Below are 16,486 nucleotides of genomic sequence, written 5' to 3'. Positions count from 1 at the left end.
CCGTCGCAGAACAACTTGGACGGCCGAAGGCCGACGAGGGAGTCACCACAACGGTGAACCCGTCGCGGCCGTGCAAGTTGTTCTAAGGCGGGCCCTTACCCCGAGGGCCCGATGGTCGCGGCGGAGCGCACACTCCCGTTGTTCTGCGTCGTCCACCACGTGGTCTGCCCGGCGGGTGCGTGTGGGCCGCCCGCCCGGCCTACCGACGGCGCCAGATCTCGAAGCCACCGTGTTGGCTGTCGAGGACGAAGTCCCGTTCCACCACCGGGCGGAAGACGTGCCAGCTGTCCCGGTAGAACGGCTCGACCGCCTCCATGGTTCGCATGACCAGCAGCGGCGGCGGCCGCTCCTGCAGCTCGGCCAGCACGGCACGGCGCTGCTCGGCCGTGAACAGGGTGGGGAACAGCGGCGAGTACCGGCCCCAGGGCCGGGCCCCGGCGAGGTAGGGCACGATCGGCCCGATCTCGTCCACGACGGCCACGGGCGTGCCCTCCGACCCCAGGCGGCGGAGACGCACCGCCAACGACCCGAAGTCGCCCGCCGTCACGCCGCGGAACTCGGGCGGGAGGCCGCACACGTCGCGGGGCGTCTCGACGAGGCACTCGCCGACGGGCCGGTCGTCGCGCACCAGCGACCGGAGCAACCCCGGGTACGACCGCACGCCCGGGTCGGCGGCCATCGCCACCACGGTGGCGGCGACGGCCAGCCACGGCACCGCCACCGGCCGGCGGCCGGCCCACGCTCGCGTGGCGAGCCCGCCCGCCGTTGCCAGGAGCACGGCCAGGGGGACCGTCGATCGGAACAGGTTGTGCGGGTTGGACCGGCCGACGAAGTACACGAGGGTCACGAGGCCGTACAGGGCGACGGTGCCGAGCATCACCGCCGACGTGGTGGCACGGCCCCGGGCAACCTCCACGACGGCGAAGGCGAGGAACCCCAGGTACGTCGCCGCCACCGCGACGAAGGCCACCACCGTGACCCACGACGGCACCCCCAGGAGGGGGAGCAGGGTGGCGCCCTCCGACCCGAGGCGGACGTTCTCGAGCCACCCGCTCCAGAAGTCGGCGGTGTGCAGCGTCCACCGGCTCGCGGCGCCGAGGCCGATCACGACGACTCCCCCGGCCACGGCGGCCGCCGCCGGCAGGCCGCGAGCGGCGGGCGCACCCTCGGACCTCCAGCGGGCCGCCCACCAGAAGGCGAACGCCAGGCCGAGGGCGGCGACCGCATCGGTCTGGAACACCGCGGTCAGCCCCACGAGCACGGCGGCGACCGCCGTCCACGCATCCCGGTGGCGCGACCGCAGGGCGACCAGGCAGGCGAGGAAGAACCACACGTCGAACGGCCACCGCAGCACCGTGGCCGAGGGGAACCGCCACAGCACGAGCTCGGACGGGAAGAGGGTGAACAGCTGGAGGAGCACGGCGAGACCGGCTCCGACCGCCCCCCACCGCCGGTCTCCGGTCAGGCGGCGCACGAGGAGGTAGACGCCGATGAAGTACGAACACGCGTACAGCGCCTCGAATCGGATCAGGTGGCCGTAGGACAGGACGTCGAGACGTGCGAACACCATCGGCCAACCCACCCCGTAGTACGGGTGGACCTCGGTGCCGAGGGCGAGCCCCGAGTCGTAGGCCAGCGTCGGCCCCAGCCCGAAGAAGTCGAGGTGGAGCGCCCCCTCACCGGCGAAGGCGTTCCCGGCCAGCTCCGGCCACGCCGGCGTGTAGAGGAAAGCGACGAGCAGGGCGGGCACGACCAGGTCGACGAGGCCCAGGCGCCGCTGGCGCCGAGGGACGTCGAGCGGCGAGCGCCACGGCACACGGAGGCCCGCCCGTGCGGCTCGGGCGGCGGCCGCGCAGGCGGCGACGAGGACGAGGGCGGCGCCCGCCCACGCGAGCCGGCTCCCGGCGCCGGTGGGGGGGGAGGCCCGCGCCGAGACGAACGCCCCGGTGGCCGCGGCGGCCGCCAGGAGGGGTACGGCGAACGACACCGCCGGCCACCCTCGGTCCCGACTCCGCCCGCGCCTCGAGAGGACGGCGGTGGCGGCGACACCGACGGCGGCCGCCGCGAAGTACACCGCCGCGTCCCACTCCGGTCGGAAGTTGTGGGCACCGTTTTGGGTCAGCTCCGCCGGGTCGGCCGTCCGCGCCGGAGCGAGGAGGAGGCCGGCGAGCAGGGCGACGACGCCGATCGCCACGCCGGCGGCCACCGGTCCACCGAGCGGCGGCAGCGGCCGCGCCTCGGCTCCGCCGAGCTCGTCGACCTCGGCCACGGCCGGCTAGCCGCTAGCGCCGGCGCGCGGCCGACGCGGGGGCCGCCCCGGGCGGCGGACTCGGCTGGGGTCGGGCGTGGGACGACGAGCGATCGGACGACATCCTCGGGTGGGCCGGGAACCGCCGGGCCCGCCCGGCGACAGTAGCCCGGCCCCCGGTGCGCCCCGGTCGCCGCCGGGGTTGACAACGGGGAGAATCGTGCGAGGCTCCTGGTGGTGCCCTCGAGGGGGCCGACGATCCACCGCAGCCCCGACGTGCCCGCCCCGGCTACCGTCGCCCGCGGCGGTGAGAAGCGCCGTCCGGGGAGGAACAGGCCGATGACCGGCCGCTCGCGGGCCCGGCGCAGCAGCAGCGCGAGAGCCCGGTCGAGGGCCTCGGGGTGGTCGGTCGCCTGCTCGGCGAGGTCGGCGCCCGCCGCCCGAACGGTGCGCCCGGGATCGAGCGCGTGACGAGGGCACACGCCAGCAACCCGGTACGGCCCTCACCGACCGTGCGCCCAGTCGCTCCGGCTGGCCCGCTCCGCGGCGGCCATCACCGTGGCGCGCCCTGGCAGCGGACCGGGGCCGTCCGCGGCGGCCGCGGACCTTCCCGTGGGCCGTCCGCGGCGGCCGCGGACCTTCCCGTGGGCTGAGCTGAAGCGTCGCCGGGCGCGCCGCCGGCCGTCAGTCCTGCTTGCGGGCGATCGCCTTCCCCAACTCGTGCTTGGACATCCGCGACCGCCCGCGTACGCCCAGCCGCTTGGCCCGCTCGTAGAGCTCCGCCTTGGTGCGGCCGAGCACGTCGACGCCCCCGGCCGACTCGCCGCCCTTGCGGCCCCGGCGCTTCGCCCGGTCGTCGGACGGGCCCTTGCCGTCCTTGGGCTCCCAGTGGTCGCCCACCTTCTCGAAGCTGTGCTTGAGCGCCGCGAACGCCGTGCGGTGCGCGCGCTCCTCGGAGTCGTACTGTTCGTGTGCCGATTCCAGCGTCTTCGCGAACGTGCGGCGGGCCTTGGCCGGCGACCGCTGCACGGTCCCCGGGAGGTCCTCCCTGGTGTCCTTCGGCATCGGGTCCTCCTTGACGACAAACGACGACAGGCATGGGATTCCTACCCAGGCGCCGCGGGGTAGGACACACGAGGGGCGACCGGCTGGGTCGCGCCATCGGCCCGGCCACGGACGACCGCGGGCGGCCGCCCCGCACCCACGAGGCTCGCCAAGGAGGGTCATGGATCTCGCACTCGCCGCGCTGCTGCTCGCCCAGACCGCAGAGGGGACCGCCGCCGAGCGTGCGGCGTGCGGCACCCCGGAGGAGAGCTCGTCGGTGTGCCGGGCGGTGCTCGGGGCGACGGACAACGAGTTCCTGGCCAGCATGGCCGAGACGGTCGTGGTCAAGCCGGCCAAGGTCGTGCTCGTCATCGGGCTGGCATGGGTGGCGACCCGGCTGATCGCCCGGGCGGTCGCCCGGTTCGTGGCCGGGGTCAAGGGCGAGCACGGCCAGCGCCGCCTGGGCGCCTTCCGCGAGCACGCGCCCGCCGCACTGGTCCCGACCGGCGAGGCGCCCGGGAGCCGGGCGGCCAAGCGGGCCGAGACCATCGGCGACCTCATCCGCAGCATCGCCGGGTTCGGCGTCTGGGCCGTCGCCCTGCTGATGGTGCTGGCGGAGCTGGGCCTCCACCTCGGGCCGCTCATCGCCGGTGCCGGCATCGTCGGCGTCGCCCTGGGGTTCGGCGCCCAGAACCTCGTGCGCGACTTCATCTCGGGCATCTTCATGCTGGCCGAGGACCAGTACGGCGTGGGAGACGTCATCGACGTCGGCCCCGCCACCGGCGTGGTGGAGGCGGTGAGCCTGCGCACCACCCGGCTCCGGGACGTGAACGGGGTGGTCTGGCACGTGCCCAACGGGACGATCGACCGCATCGGCAACAAGTCGCAGCAGTGGTCGCGTGCCCTGCTGGACGTCGACGTCGCCTACGACACGGACGTGGACTTCGCCGGCGAGGTCATCAAGCGGACGATCGTCGCCGAGTGGGAGAGCGAGCAGTGGCAGGACATCATCCTCGAGGAGCCCCAGGTGTGGGGCGTGGAGAACCTGGGCGCCGACGGGATGACGATCCGGGTCGTCGTGAAGACGCTCCCCTCCAAGCAGTTCGAGGTGGCCCGCCATCTGCGGGCCCGGATCAAGGCGGCCTTCGACGAGGTGGGCATCGAGATCCCCTTCCCGCAGCGCACCATCTGGCACCGCAACGCCGGCGGGTTGCCCGGGGCCGACGGGCTCGACGGCCGCGGCGGCCGGCCCGGCGGCGGCCGGAACGGCGACCGGGACGGGGACGGTCGGGACGGGGACGGTTGGGACGGCGCCGAGCCGGCGATGTCGTCGTCCGGGCGCCGGGCCGACTGACCGGTGCGGCGATCGCCGGCCTCGCCCTCCGGGCGCTCCGCTAAGGTGTCCCCCGGTTCAACACGCCTTGGCGACAGCAGGTCCCAAGGTCCTGTGGTGCAGTTTGGAGTGCACGCCGGCCTGTCAAGCCGGAGGTCGCGGGTTCAAATCCCGTCAGGACCGCGGTCGGGTAGCTCAGTTGGTAGAGCGCGCGCCTGAAAAGCGCGAGGTCACCGGATCGACGCCGGTCCCGACCACCACAAAACCGCAGGTCAGCGGGGGTGCGGGGTCACCGGCGGACCGACCGATAGCCCCGGCGTGCCAGATCCGTGCCAGAGCGTGCCAGATCTTCCCGGCGCATCTCGGGCTCTGGCGGCCACTCATGGGCTTCTCACCCGATCCCGTCGGTGGCGGCGCGGGCCGGATTCCGAGCCAGACGTGCCGGGCCGCCGCGGGCACGAGGGGCGGTCCTGGCACGTAGCCGGCCCATCTGGAGGTCGCCGTCCCGCCCGGCGGCGGCGGTCAGCGGTCGCCGTGGACGATCAGGCGATCGTGGGCCAGTTCGACGAAGCGGGCCTCTTCGAGTGCTTCGACGACGGCATCGAGGTGGCGGTCGAACAGGGCGAGGAGGTCGTCGTTGGTGATGTTCCCGGTGGCGACCACGAGCAGGCGCCCGGGCGTGCCACGCAGGAGGTGGCCGTCACGGAAGTCCCGGTCCTTGGTGACCACCACCCGGTCCTCGGCGTCGGCCAGGCGGGCGATCTCGCCGTCGGTCGTCCTGTTGGCTTCGGGCAGCTCGGAGGTGTGGACGGCGTCGTGGCCGGCGGTCGCCAGGCGGCGGGCCAGTCGAACCGGAAGCTGGGCGTCGACGAGGAACTTCACGCAGCGCCGAGTGGCACCACTCGCCGCATCCCGGTCGCAAGGGCGCCGAACTCGAGAGCGGCGAGCAGGTCGTCACGCTCGAGGTCCGGGTGGTCGGCGATCACGTCCTCGATCGTCATTCCGGAGGCCAGCAGCTCGAGGAGGTTCTCGACCGGGTAGCGCAGGCCCCGGACGGTCGGCTTGCCGTGGCAGATCGAGGGGTCCGACGTGATCCGGTCGAGCCGCGACATAGAAAGGAAGCGTACCCATCGCCCGTCTCGACATTACGGGGACGGTGGGCGCAGGCCGGCCTCCTCGGCCATGGCGTCGAGTCCTTCGGCGATGCGCCGGTCGCGGTCGTCGGCAGCGTGCTGGTAGATCATCGCCGCCCGGGGGCTGGCGTGGCCGAGACGGGCCATCAGTTCCTTGGTCGTGGCCCCGGTACGCGCCGCCAGCGTCCCGGCCGAGTGGCGAAGATCGTGAAACCTCATTCCCTCCAGGCCGGCGACCCGCGCTGCCGGGAGCCAGACCCGCTGCCTGAAGTTGCTGCGCTCCAGCGGCGTGTCCTCCTCCGAGGTGAACACGTAGCAGTCGGCCCCTCCGCCGTACCGGGCGCGGTGGCGCGCGAGCTCGGCCACCAGCACGGTGGGAAGGGCGATGGTGCGGCGCCCGGCCCGGCTCTTGGGATCGTCCTCGATCACCTCCCCGGAGGCGAGGCGCAGGCGCTTGCACCGCACGGCGATGGTCGCGCCGCCGAGGTCGACGTCGTCCCAACGCAAGGCGAACAGCTCGCCCTGGCGGAGCCCGCCGAGGCCGGCGGCCAGGACGAGGGCCCGGTAGGGGTCGGGCACGGCATCGGCCAGAGCTGCCAGCTCGGCCATGGTGGCGAAACGCTGTTCCGGGTGGTGCTCCACGCCTCCCCGCTCGATCCGGCAGGGGTTCTTGGCAATCCGGTCGTCGTTCACGGCGACGGTGAGCACCTGGCGCAGCCGGACGTAGGCCTTGGCTGCCACCGACGGGCTGTGGTGCTCGACCAGGGCGGCGTACCACTGGCGCACCAGTTCAGGCGTGAGATCGGTCAGGTCGACGGTGCCGAGGGCGGGCACGCCCGGGTCGATCACCGGGAGGATGTGGAGGCGCAGTTGGGCCTCGTAGATCTCCCTGGTCCGCTTGGCCAGCCGGGCGTGGCCGCGTAGCCAGGCCCAGGCGTAGGCGTCGAGAGCCACCCGGCCGGCGAGCGGGTCGACCCAGGCGCCCTTGGCCTGGTCCGTCTCCACGCCGGCCAGCCAGCGGGCGGCGTCCGCCTTGGTCGCGAACGAGGTCGGGGCGGCGATGCTGCGCCCGCCCTCCACCTCGTAGCGGGCCTGCCAGCGGCCCGAGGACAGCCTGCGGACGTTTCCGAACTGGCGTCGCCGGGACATGCCGGATCCCTTCTCGTCGAACCGAAGGGCTCGGCCTTTGGCGGGCCGGCGACGCCTGCGACGAGGTTACGCGGACCGGCGGTGGCCCCGGCGGGCGCGGTCGAGCCATGCCTCCACCTCGGCCGGGTCGAAGCGGAGCAGGCGACCGACCTTGTAGAAGGTGATGCGATCCTCGGCCACGAGGCGGCGCACGAAGCGATCCGTCACGCCCAGGCGGGCGGCGACGGCGGGCAGGTCGATCAGGGGCAGGCGGTCGGGGGTTGCGTTGGGCACGGCTCCTCCTGGACGTCGATGGTCACCCCAGGTATGCCGCTGAGGGAGCGATTCCTCGCGAGGAATCTTCAGCGCCTTCGAGCCCGGTGCAGCGGCCGCTGCCTCTCCACCTGGCCGAGCCGCCGGCGCATGCGGGCGACCAAGTCGTCGTCGTCCTGCGATTCAGCCGGCGCGGGCGGCGGGGCGCCGGGAACGGTCGCGGCAGCCGGCGCCGGGGCACCGGCGGCGTCCGGCCCGGGCGGGCACGGTTCGACCGGGCCGGCGGTTTGAGACCCCGCGCCCGGTACCGAGGTCGTCATCGCGGGCGCCGGCAGGCCCGTCGCCGGCGGGGTGACCGCCCGGTCGTCGGCCAGGCGGTCCCGCACGGCCAGGGCGGTGCGGGCGTTGGCCGGCCGGGCGATGACGGCGGCGAAGGCCTCCTCGGGGTCTGCCATCCCGGTGGGGTCGACGACCAGGCCGAGGTTCTGGCCCCGCCCCCTAGTCATGCCTACGTAGACCCCCGAGCGGGTGCTGGAGGGCTCCAGCACGCAGATGCCGTCGTCGGTGGTGTCGCCCTGGGTGCCGTAGCCGGTCACCGCCCAGCCCAGCTCCACGTGCCTGGACACGTAGGTGGCCGGCAGCCGGGCCCGGCCCCGGGTTGGATGCGACACCACCAGCGAGCCGTCGGCGCCGACCGCCTCCACCTCCCAGGTGTGGCGGTTGCGCACCGCCTGGCCGGTGTCGGTGCGGGTGGGGTCGTTGCGCCGGGTGGCCACCACATCGCCGGCGAAGGCGGCGCTGCCGTCGGCCAGGGCCACCGACGGCCCGGCCCGGCCGGAGTTGTGTCTGCGCTGGATGGCCAGGTTGATGTCCCGGGCCATGCCGGCCGAGGCGGTGGTGATGGCCAGGCTGCGACCGGCCTGGGAGCGGAGCAGGTGGACCCGGGCCAAACGCTCGGGCAGGAGGGCCGGGTGGACGGCGTCGAGGCGGCCGTGGGCGGCGTAGGCGGCGGCCGCCGACCGCTCCCCCCGGCGCAGGGCCAGGCTGGCCTCGGCCTGCCAGGGCTCGTCGAAGCGGCGCACCTCCTCGAGGGTGTGGGCGCCCACCCGCTCGCACCACAGCTCGAACATCCCGCCCCGGCCCACCGCCGGCAGCTGGGCCGGGTCGCCCACGCACACCAGCCGCCAGCCGTGGCGGCCGACCAGGCCCACCAGAACGTCGAGGTCGTCGGTGGCGGCCATGCCGCTCTCGTCCAGCACCACCGTGGTGCCGGGCGGGGGCCGGTAGCCCGGCCGGCCGGCGTCGGTGAGCAGCTTGGCCAGGGTGGTGGCCGGCCAGCCCGTCTCGGCACCGAGCACGTCGGCCGCCTTGCCGGAGGGGGCGAGGCCCACCACCGGCCGGCCCTGGGCGGCCAGGGAACGGGCGGCGGTGCCGAGGGCGGTGGTCTTGCCGGTGCCGGCCGGGCCCACCACCAGCACCAGGCGCCCGGCGCCGGCCACTGCCTCGGCCACCGCCGCCTGGGCGTCGTCGCCGTCGGGGAGCGGACCGGGGCCGGTGGCGGCGCCTGCCGCCCAGCCCAGCAGGCAAGTCTCCTGGTCGAGCACGGCGGTGGTGGTGAGGTGGCGCTCGGTCACCGCCTCGCTCACCGGCCGCCCGTCCCGGCGGCGGGGCACGCCGGCCGGCGCCTCGGGCTGCAGCTCGACGCACTGTCCGGCAGCCAGCGCGGTGAGCTCCTCGACCAGCGCCACCGCGCCGGCCCCGCTGGCGGCGGCGCCAGCGGGGAGGAGGGTGGCGATGTGGCGGCTCAGGTCGGCGTGCAGCCAGGTGGAGGACTCGGCTGCCACCCGGGCCAGGGCCTCGGCGATGATGCCGGGCCGGTCGATGCCGTCCAGGCCCGGCAATCCTGGTGCGGCGGCGACCACGTCGAGCGCCGCCACGCCGGCGGTGGCGGCCTGGGCCCGCCAATCGGCCCGAAGGGCCTCGGGGTCGCCCACGGCGTGCTTGGCCGGGCGGCTGTCCACCGCCGCCCACCGCTCCAGGCGGTACAGGGTGCGGGGGTCGGGCTCGGCTCCGTCGTGGTCCTCCACCCACCGGGCCACCAGCTCGCCCAGGCGCTGCTTCACCTGGGCGGCCCGGGCCGAGAACACCCGGAGGGCCTCGGCGGGGACGCCCTCGATGTCGGCGTGGCCGTTGCTGACCGCTCCCCAACCCACGCCCAGGCGGGCGGTCAGCTCCGAGCGCAGGGCGCCGGCGTAGACCCAGCCGATGCTGCACTGCTGGCGCTTGAGGAACCGGGCGTCGAGGGACAGCCACTTGCCGCTGTCGTCCTGGACCTTGGCCACCACGATGGCGTGGGTGTGCAGCTGGGGATCGGAGGAGCGGCTGGTGTGCTGGCGGAACAGGGCCACCGACAGGCCCCGGGTGTCCACCTGGTCCACGCCGTCGGTGCCCCGCCGGGTCACCGAGCCGTGTCGGGCGAAGAAGGACAGGGCGGCCTCCACGGCGGCGTCGTGGGCGGCGGCCGCCTCGGCACGAACGAAGGGGTCCTCGGCCAGTCCCCACAGCACCGACACCGACTTTGGCGCCGAGAAGCAGGCGTCGAAGGCCCGGGCCGAGTCGGCGCCGAAGCCTCGGCCCAGGCGCCCGCCGCTCCCCGGGTGGCGGGCAGTGAGCAGCGCCTCCAGCTCCTCGGGGGCCACCTCGGCGCCGAGGCCGAGGGCGGCGGTCCCCTCGCCCCACCACCGCCCGGGCGGCTCGTCGGCGGCCAGGTAGTAGTCGACCGGGCCCCGGCAGGCGCCGTCTCGGGAGGCCTGGTCGGCGGCCAGACCGGCGTAGTAAGCGACCATGGCCTCCACGCCGTGGGCGCCGGCCTTGATGGTGGTCACCCGCATCACCGCCGGCGACCCCCGCGGGCCAATGCACTCGTCTGTTGGTTCTCGGGTTCGATGTGGAGCTATGCCGGGGGAGGCCCGAAATCTCGCGAGGAATCTGAAAAAAGTTCTGGGCCTTACTGGCCGCCGATCGTGAGGCGCTCGATGCGGCGCTGGTGCACGGCGTAGATAAACGGGCCCTCACCGGCGCAGGCAGCGGCGATGGCGTCGAGGTTGTCGAGGAACCGAGCCGCCATGGCCTAGCCGTCAGGTTCTGGTTGGAGAGGCAGAAGCAGCGGGTCCGGTGCGCCTTACCGCCTCGCGCTCGGCGAGGTTGTACCGGACCCCGCGCGTCCTTCATGAACACCACCCACCCGCGAGCGCCCGCCAGGTCCAGCCAGTCCTCGTCAGGCACCTTCTCGTCGGCGGGGACGCCGTAGTGCTCGGCCAGGGTCGTCAGCCGGAGCCCGGCCGCCCGCAACAGTGACGGGACGATGATGCGGCCGAGGCTGCGGTCGAGGAAGAGGTCAGGCAGCGCGTCGGGATGCGACACGCAGCACGTCCTCGAGCTGGTCGACGGGGACGCCGAACTCGGCCGAGAGCGCGTCCAGGGAGTCCCCGGCCCAGAACCGCTGGAGGACGTCGTCCACCCGGGCGCCGCCCCGCTCGAAGATGGGGGCGCCGAACGAGCGGGTCGGGTCGGCGACCACCTGGGCGTGGCCGTAGGCCGGGACGTGGATAAGCGACGCGTAGCCGTCGGCGCCGTACTCGATTCGGCGCAGGTAGTCGTGGACGACGTCGGCGAACACCCGTTGCCCGCTGCGAACGACGACGAGCGTTCGAACACCGGCGCCGTCCGGCGTGTCAGCGTGGGACTCGCCGTAGTCGAAGAGCAGCTCGGCTCCGTCCGTGTAGAGGCGTCGCGACGCCAGGGCGTGGTTGAGGCCGATCTCCCGCTGCAGGTGGGCAAGGGCGGGCCTGATCCGCTGGAGCGGCACCTCGCTCCGCCGCAGGGCGGAGAGGACGAGCGCCTCGGCGAGCCCGACGAAGGGCACGCACGGGTCCGCCCGGCGATCGGTCGGTAGGCACGTCACGGCCGGGTCGCCGGTCACGGTGGCCCGGTCGGCGAACCGGCGGCTGTACCCCTTGGCCCACGCGGCCAGCGTCGAGGGTGGAACGGCGACGATGCGCGCCGCCTCGGCCACCGTGTACAGCGGCACCTCGAAGCGTGTCCGGTCGGTCGTCGGCTCCACCTCCTCGGGCCTATTCAACCAGGGTCGAGCTCGCAGACGCCTCCACCACGTCAGCTCCGCGGTTCGGTGCGGCTCCGGCGCCGGAGGCCCGGACCTACTCGGCGTTACATGGCAGGGTGTTCGACCGGCGACCGACGCCGCGGACCGCCGCGCGATCATGCAGTCGGTACGGGTGACGGTGACGGACGACGACAGTTCGATGGAGCCGTCGATCGGTTCTCGAAGGCCCGGATCGGCGAAGCGCTGCCCGACCAGTCGGTCCTCGACCAAATCGCGTCATCGCAGCCACCCCGGCTACGAGGGACTGAGCAGCGCGGGATCGTGCCACCCGTCCGCGGCTTCAGGCCTGGTGCGCTAGCGGGCACCAGTCCTGGTCCGCCACTCGGGCGGCGCCCATGAGGTAGTCGTGCGACGCGTCGGCGCGTGCGCTGACCGAGCGGACGTCGAGGTCCACGAACATCCCGTGACGCTTGACCGGTCGCCCCGCCACGTACACCGATTCCACATTGTGCGTTCCCGCCGAGTGCACGACCGCACCGACCGGGTCGCTCAGCGGTGCCAGGTTCAACATGTCCGCCCGCAGCATCAGCACGTCGGCCTGCTTGCCCACCTCGAGCGTGCCGATGCGGTCGTCGAGACCGCAGGCCCTGGCTCCGTCGACGGTGGCCATGGCCAGCACATCCCGCGCCGTCAGGGAGACCTCGGCGAGGGTGTCGCCCCGGGCGAGCGCCGCGGCGTGGTCGGCCCCGCGCTGCAGGGCGATCGCCACCCGCATGGCCCCAAAGAGGTCGCCGCCGACGTTCGTGCAGACGTCCGCCGACAGGCCGGTGGGGATGCCACGGGAACGCAGCCGGGCGGTCGCCGCCGGACCGTGACCCATATTCGCCTCCACCTCCGGAGACACCGAAGCGCGTCCGCCGGCGTCCGCGAGCATGTCCAGCTCGGTGTCGCTGAGCATGTTGCAGTGCACGTACGTCGTGTCGGGCCCGAGCAGGCCCCGGGCACCGAGCTCGGCCACCCCGCCCTGTGCCCCGCGGAGCCCACCACCCACATGGACGGTGACGGGCAACCCGAGCTCCCGGGCCAGGCCCCAATCGGCGACACAGTTCTCGATGGTGGAGTACTCGGGCCCGCGCACGGCCATCCCCAAGGTGACCCGGGCCCGGTCGTCGGAGCCGACGCCGCTCCGGAGGCGGGCAACGTCGCGGGTCTGGGGTGACACGTCCTTGCGCAGCGCCTGGTCGTTGCTGGCGCCGTAGGAGAAGAGGGCTCGACCGCCACCTTGCAGCAGGGCGTCCCACGCCGCGTCGGCGTGGTCGGGACCGTTGAGGTTGTGGGACCAGTCGACCACCGTGGTGATGCCCGAGTCGAGCGCCTCCACCATGCCGAGCAGGGTGCCTGCAAAGGTGTCCTCGGGACGGAAGACACCACCGAGCTGGCCCCGCATCCGGGCGAAGTACTGACCGAGGGTCCAGTCGCACGCGATCGTGCGCAGCGCCGACTGCCACATGTGCCGATGGGTGTCCACGAGGCCGGGGAGCACGATGCGGCCGCGGGCGTCAACCACCTCGGCGTCGGAGACGTTGTCGAGTTGTCCCAGGGACGCGATCCGTTCGTCCTCGATCAGCAGGTCGCCGAGGAACGGCTCCGAGCCCGGCACCATCGTGACGAGCCAGCCGCCCCGGAGCAGGATCCTCTTGCTCACGGGCACATGGTCGCAGTCTCAGTCCTAAGCCGCACTCGGCTCCCGCGCCTGTAGCTTCGTTCACGGTGGTGCGTCGCCAACCGTTTCCGGCCAATCCGGACGTCCACGGCGAACCGTTGCCCGCTCGGAAGAGCGACCTCAGCCTCCGACCAGAACAACTCCATGCCGCATTCTCCCTGACCAGACCCGCTCCGAGGTGCCCGGTCGGTGGCGCCGGCACGGTGACCCGACAGCGGCGAGCGGGGAGACCGGCCCCCGCCCCGAAAATCCGTTCGCCTGGCCGGAGGGCGCCGCGACCCGGCAAACGGCTGCGCTTGTCTCCAGCGACCGCCGCGAAGTCTGTGGTCGAGAAGGAACGCGTCTGACAACATCGCTCGACATGGACGAGGAGCGGATCCGACGGCTTCAAGCCGACCACGAACGACTGAAGAAGAACCCGAACATCCGGATCTTCGGCGAGCCGCCCGGAGGACGCCCGAACGTCACGGAGCGCTTCGCTCGGAGCCTCGCGGAGCTGACACCGACGCGGCGCCGCTTGGCGCTGGCGAGGGCGTGCGCGCAGCCGTGGCGAAACGACGCCGAAGCCATGCCGGAGTGCTACCAGCGTGACTTGGTGCTCGCCGCCTACGAGGCCGGTCAAGAGCACGCCACTTGCTGCGCGGACTTCGACGTCGACGCGATGTTCGTCGAAGACCCCGAGCCGATCTCCCCCCTCCTCCTCCGCCAGCTCGCTGAGCTGTCGCCGACACACCGACGCGAAAGGCTCACGTCGGTGCTGAGTAGCCCCTGGTCGGGCCCGATACCCGAGAAGTGGCGACATCTCGTCGAGAGCGGACGTATCGAGTGGGGGGATCCCTCCGAACCCCCCGAATGGCTGCAGCGGGAGCACGAGTACAGGCATGCTGAAAACTTCGACGACCGCAAGCACTGGGGTGCCGTACCGAGCGCCACGCCGATTCCTCCCGAGGACGGCGCTCGTCAGCTGGAGGACGAGTTGAACCGAGGCTGAGACGGGGCCGGCTAAATGCCTGAGGAAGGTCCACCGACGTGCCGATCCGCGCGTGCCGGCGGAGCCCGGCTGCTGCCGGGCCGTCATCATGCCGGCCGCTCGGATTATTCAGTCGCGCTGGCCAGCGAGCCTTGCGACCAAACAGTCTGAGGGCGAACCGTGTCGGTTCTGCGATGGACGCAGCCGCGGCCTGGCCATAGCAGGGCTACTGGGACCGCTCCTTGCGGGCCTGGATGGCTGACTTGATCGTAGCCACCGCGGCCATGGCGAACAGGGGCACGGCCGGGATGAAGTACGCCCAGTCGGGTCTCGCGTTCGCCACTCCCGCGGCCACAAGCGACAGGATCAGGGCTGTCACAATTGAAGCGAACCAGACAAGTTGGGGATGGCGTCCGCTGAGCGCAGACAAGGTCTTCCACATGACCCCACATGCCGCCGCTGTCAAGAGGACGAGGACGATCCACTCCATGAAGCACATCGTGCTCCAGAGATCTCAGCGCTCCATTCCCACGCCGCACCGACGTGCCGTTCTCCCGTGCCTCAACGCCGACGGGCCGAAGTAGCGGTGTGCGCCGATCTGGTCGTCGTGAGCGCCGCCGCGCTCGACGGCGCGCGCCGAATCCCACTGGCCGACGTTCGGTGCGGTGGCCAGCAGGTCGGGCCGACTCGGCGATCCGGTAGTCGCGTGTCTATTTCGTGCCAGATCCGTGCCAGAAGCACTGGCACAGAGCGGCAAATCACGGTTCGTGGAGGTCACTCGCCAAACGCCAGAAATGGGTTCTGACCTGCCACTTCGCGCCGAAATCGCTGGTGAGCCAACTGGCCCAAACCGGCCCCAGCCCGCCTGAAAAGCGCGAGGTCACCGGATCGACGCCGGTCCCGACCACCACAAAACCGCAGGTCAGCGGGGTTGCGGGGCTCACGGTGGCCCACAGCGAGAGCCCCGTCGTGCCACATCTCCCGAGTGCGTCGTGGCGCTTTGCGGCCACGTGCGGGTCCTCGCTGGTCATCATTCGAGACGAGCCCATCCGGGACTGAGGAGTCGACCGCCGTCGGGGCCCGGTGACCGGCCGCACTGTCACAGCAGCCGGGCCCATGTGCGTCCCTCGATGGCGAGGGCCTGCTCCAGCATCGGCGACGGGGTGGACAGGAAGACGTCGGCCCCCAGATGTTTGGCGGCGGCAACCGCCTCACCGGCGAGCAGGTTCAGCGAGTGCCGCTGGCGCAGCCGGCCGATGGCCGGGCCGAGGTGCCGCAGGCTGACGAGCTCGATCTGGACGGGGAGCTCGACCAAGGCGTCGACCGCCTGGCGCCGGTGCGCCTCCGGAAGCTCTTCGAACGGCCGCGACAGCACGCCCGGACGTTCGGTCGCAGAGAGCACGGCCTGGCACAGCCGCACGTACCAGCAGCCAGTGGTGGCGAGGGGCCGACGGCCGAGCGGGGCCGGCAACTCGCCGCGGAGGACGGCGCCGAGCGCCTGGTCGTCGATGAGGGCGACGGTCACTCGTTGGCGAGGTCGGGATCGCCGAACCCCGATGCCGCCGCCTCCCAGTCCGCGTCGGTCACGGCGTTGAGCACGCGACGTCGAAGGGCCTCAACCCCACCGGGCACGAGCAGCAGTGCGTCGCCCAGGTCCACATAGCCGACCTCGCCGCCGTCGGTCAGCTCCCATCGAGTTCGGGCGGCGGCCGGGAGGCTCATCTGCCCACGGGAGGAGACGCGGAGGTCGCCGGAAGATTCCATACATTGAAGGTTACAAGGCGCGTCCACTCTTTGCCTTGTACCGGCCCCGGTCACCGGCGCCTCGAACGCCCACGACCGCGGGCGTCGCCGGTACGCTCATCGACGGGGTCTGATGACTGGCGGGTTCTGGCGGTGAGAGACCGGCCTCTGCTGCCATGGCGTCGAGGCCCTCGGCGATCCGCCGGTCGCGGTCGTGGGCGGCGTGCTGGTAATCATCGACGCCTGGGGCTGGCGTGGCCGAGGCGGGGCTCAGCTCCTTGGTCGTGGCCCCGGTACGCGGACAACGGGCGGCCGCGGTGTGGCGGAGGTCGTGGAACCGCATGCCGGCGCGCCCGGCCGCCTCGGCGGTCAACAGCCAGGCCCGCTGGTGGAGGTTGCTGCGTCGCTGCGCCGTCTCGACTTTGGCTGTGCCCGGTTCAGCATGTTGCGACGGGCCAAGTCTCTTGCGACGGCGCTGGGGCAGCAGGCTGTGCGACGCTGACCTCTGTGACGATCTCGCGCAACGTTCACGATGTGCTGGCCGCTCTGACCGAGCACTGGTCGCCTCTAGGACGATCGCGGTTGTCGACGACTACGACGCGAGAGTGGTAAAGGCCCGGGGCGAGTTCACGCGGCACAGCCACCCTGAGACTGACGAGTTCCTTCTCGTGCTGTCGGGAACCCTCACCATCAGGATGGACGAGGGCGACGTCGTCCTCGCTCCGGGTGATGTGTATGTCGTCCCGGGTGGTCGGTTCCATCAGCCTT

General features: G+C 72.8%; 15 protein-coding genes and 2 tRNA genes. 4 read left to right on the top strand and 13 right to left on the bottom strand.

What is annotated here, in order from left to right; all coding sequences use genetic code 11:
* Nucleotides 1–199: 199 nt before the first annotated feature.
* Together VM242_15420 and VM242_15415 are read right to left on the bottom strand one after the other, a co-directional pair.
* A complete protein-coding gene (locus tag VM242_15420; protein ID HVM06551.1) occupies nucleotides 200–2,269 on the bottom strand; it encodes a hypothetical protein in 2,070 nt (689 codons plus the stop codon).
* Nucleotides 2,270–2,932: 663 nt separating this feature from the next.
* On the bottom strand, nucleotides 2,933–3,313 hold the full coding sequence (locus tag VM242_15415; protein ID HVM06550.1) for a ChaB family protein: 381 nt from the start codon (nucleotides 3,311–3,313) through the stop codon (nucleotides 2,933–2,935).
* A 160-nt stretch (nucleotides 3,314–3,473) separates the two neighbouring features.
* Here VM242_15415 and VM242_15410 point away from each other — a divergent pair, with 160 nt between their 5' ends.
* From VM242_15410 to VM242_15400, 3 genes are all read left to right on the top strand, one after another.
* Nucleotides 3,474–4,646, top strand: a complete 1,173-nt coding sequence (locus tag VM242_15410; protein HVM06549.1) for a mechanosensitive ion channel family protein — start codon at nucleotides 3,474–3,476, stop codon at nucleotides 4,644–4,646.
* A gap of 87 nt (nucleotides 4,647–4,733) precedes the next feature.
* Nucleotides 4,734–4,808, top strand: a tRNA-Asp gene (locus VM242_15405).
* A gap of 1 nt (nucleotide 4,809) precedes the next feature.
* Nucleotides 4,810–4,885 (top strand) — tRNA-Phe (locus tag VM242_15400).
* A gap of 262 nt (nucleotides 4,886–5,147) precedes the next feature.
* On the opposite strand, the gene VM242_15395 is transcribed toward VM242_15400, so the two are convergent.
* The 7 genes from VM242_15395 to VM242_15365 all read right to left on the bottom strand — a co-directional run bounded on the left by VM242_15395 (nucleotide 5,148) and on the right by VM242_15365 (nucleotide 12,987).
* Complete coding sequence (locus VM242_15395) at nucleotides 5,148–5,507, bottom strand: DUF5615 family PIN-like protein (GenBank protein HVM06548.1); 360 nt, start codon at nucleotides 5,505–5,507, stop codon at nucleotides 5,148–5,150.
* Nucleotides 5,504–5,737, bottom strand: a complete 234-nt coding sequence (locus VM242_15390) for a DUF433 domain-containing protein (protein ID HVM06547.1) — start codon at nucleotides 5,735–5,737, stop codon at nucleotides 5,504–5,506. Before VM242_15390 ends, VM242_15395 begins: the two co-directional genes overlap by 4 nt.
* A 33-nt stretch (nucleotides 5,738–5,770) precedes the next feature.
* A complete protein-coding gene (locus VM242_15385; GenBank protein HVM06546.1) occupies nucleotides 5,771–6,907 on the bottom strand; it encodes a tyrosine-type recombinase/integrase in 1,137 nt (378 codons plus the stop codon).
* 66 nt (nucleotides 6,908–6,973) lie between these two features.
* Complete coding sequence (locus VM242_15380; GenBank protein HVM06545.1) at nucleotides 6,974–7,180, bottom strand: helix-turn-helix domain-containing protein; 207 nt, start codon at nucleotides 7,178–7,180, stop codon at nucleotides 6,974–6,976.
* Nucleotides 7,181–7,248: 68 nt separating this feature from the next.
* Nucleotides 7,249–10,044, bottom strand: coding sequence for a MobF family relaxase (mobF, locus tag VM242_15375; GenBank protein HVM06544.1), 2,796 nt, complete (start codon nucleotides 10,042–10,044; stop codon nucleotides 7,249–7,251).
* A gap of 512 nt (nucleotides 10,045–10,556) precedes the next feature.
* Nucleotides 10,557–11,282, bottom strand: coding sequence for a hypothetical protein (locus VM242_15370; GenBank protein ID HVM06543.1), 726 nt, complete (start codon nucleotides 11,280–11,282; stop codon nucleotides 10,557–10,559).
* 340 nt (nucleotides 11,283–11,622) lie between these two features.
* Nucleotides 11,623–12,987: an amidohydrolase family protein gene (locus VM242_15365; protein ID HVM06542.1), complete on the bottom strand. Its 1,365-nt coding sequence runs from the start codon at nucleotides 12,985–12,987 to the stop codon at nucleotides 11,623–11,625.
* Between the two features lie 379 nt (nucleotides 12,988–13,366).
* Between VM242_15365 and VM242_15360 the strand changes: the two genes are divergently transcribed.
* A complete protein-coding gene (locus VM242_15360) occupies nucleotides 13,367–13,996 on the top strand; it encodes a hypothetical protein (protein ID HVM06541.1) in 630 nt (209 codons plus the stop codon).
* A 205-nt stretch (nucleotides 13,997–14,201) separates the two neighbouring features.
* Here VM242_15360 and VM242_15355 read toward each other — a convergent pair whose 3' ends face one another.
* The 4 genes from VM242_15355 to VM242_15340 form a co-directional block, all read right to left on the bottom strand.
* Nucleotides 14,202–14,465 (bottom strand): hypothetical protein, encoded by a 264-nt coding sequence (locus VM242_15355; protein HVM06540.1) that lies wholly within the window; start codon nucleotides 14,463–14,465, stop codon nucleotides 14,202–14,204.
* A 268-nt stretch (nucleotides 14,466–14,733) separates the two neighbouring features.
* Entirely contained in the window at nucleotides 14,734–15,006 is a 273-nt protein-coding gene (locus VM242_15350; GenBank protein ID HVM06539.1) for a hypothetical protein, read from the bottom strand.
* Between the two features lie 68 nt (nucleotides 15,007–15,074).
* On the bottom strand, nucleotides 15,075–15,500 hold the full coding sequence (locus VM242_15345; protein HVM06538.1) for a hypothetical protein: 426 nt from the start codon (nucleotides 15,498–15,500) through the stop codon (nucleotides 15,075–15,077).
* Nucleotides 15,497–15,697 (bottom strand): hypothetical protein, encoded by a 201-nt coding sequence (locus VM242_15340; GenBank protein HVM06537.1) that lies wholly within the window; start codon nucleotides 15,695–15,697, stop codon nucleotides 15,497–15,499. The genes VM242_15345 and VM242_15340 overlap by 4 nt, the downstream gene beginning before the upstream one ends.
* Nucleotides 15,698–16,486: the final 789 nt, after the last annotated feature.

The sequence above is a fragment of the Acidimicrobiales bacterium genome, assembly GCA_035540975.1.
GTDB lineage: Bacteria > Actinomycetota > Acidimicrobiia > Acidimicrobiales.
Note: the sequence above shows the minus strand (reverse complement) of the source record. Positions and strands in the feature narration are given on the sequence as shown.

Bases quoted from the DNA above. Each gene is read 5' to 3' on its own strand.
- VM242_15415 (HVM06550.1), bottom strand. From the start codon at position 3,313: ATGCCGAAGGACACCAGGGAGGACCTCCCGGGGACCGTGCAGCGGTCG.
- VM242_15410 (HVM06549.1), top strand. From the start codon at position 3,474: ATGGATCTCGCACTCGCCGCGCTGCTGCTCGCCCAGACCGCAGAGGGG.
- VM242_15355 (HVM06540.1), bottom strand. From the start codon at position 14,465: ATGGAGTGGATCGTCCTCGTCCTCTTGACAGCGGCGGCATGTGGGGTC.
- VM242_15385 (HVM06546.1), bottom strand. From the start codon at position 6,907: ATGTCCCGGCGACGCCAGTTCGGAAACGTCCGCAGGCTGTCCTCGGGC.
- VM242_15360 (HVM06541.1), top strand. From the start codon at position 13,367: ATGGACGAGGAGCGGATCCGACGGCTTCAAGCCGACCACGAACGACTG.
- VM242_15390 (HVM06547.1), bottom strand. From the start codon at position 5,737: ATGTCGCGGCTCGACCGGATCACGTCGGACCCCTCGATCTGCCACGGC.
- VM242_15340 (HVM06537.1), bottom strand. From the start codon at position 15,697: ATGAGCCTCCCGGCCGCCGCCCGAACTCGATGGGAGCTGACCGACGGC.
- VM242_15350 (HVM06539.1), bottom strand. From the start codon at position 15,006: ATGACCAGCGAGGACCCGCACGTGGCCGCAAAGCGCCACGACGCACTC.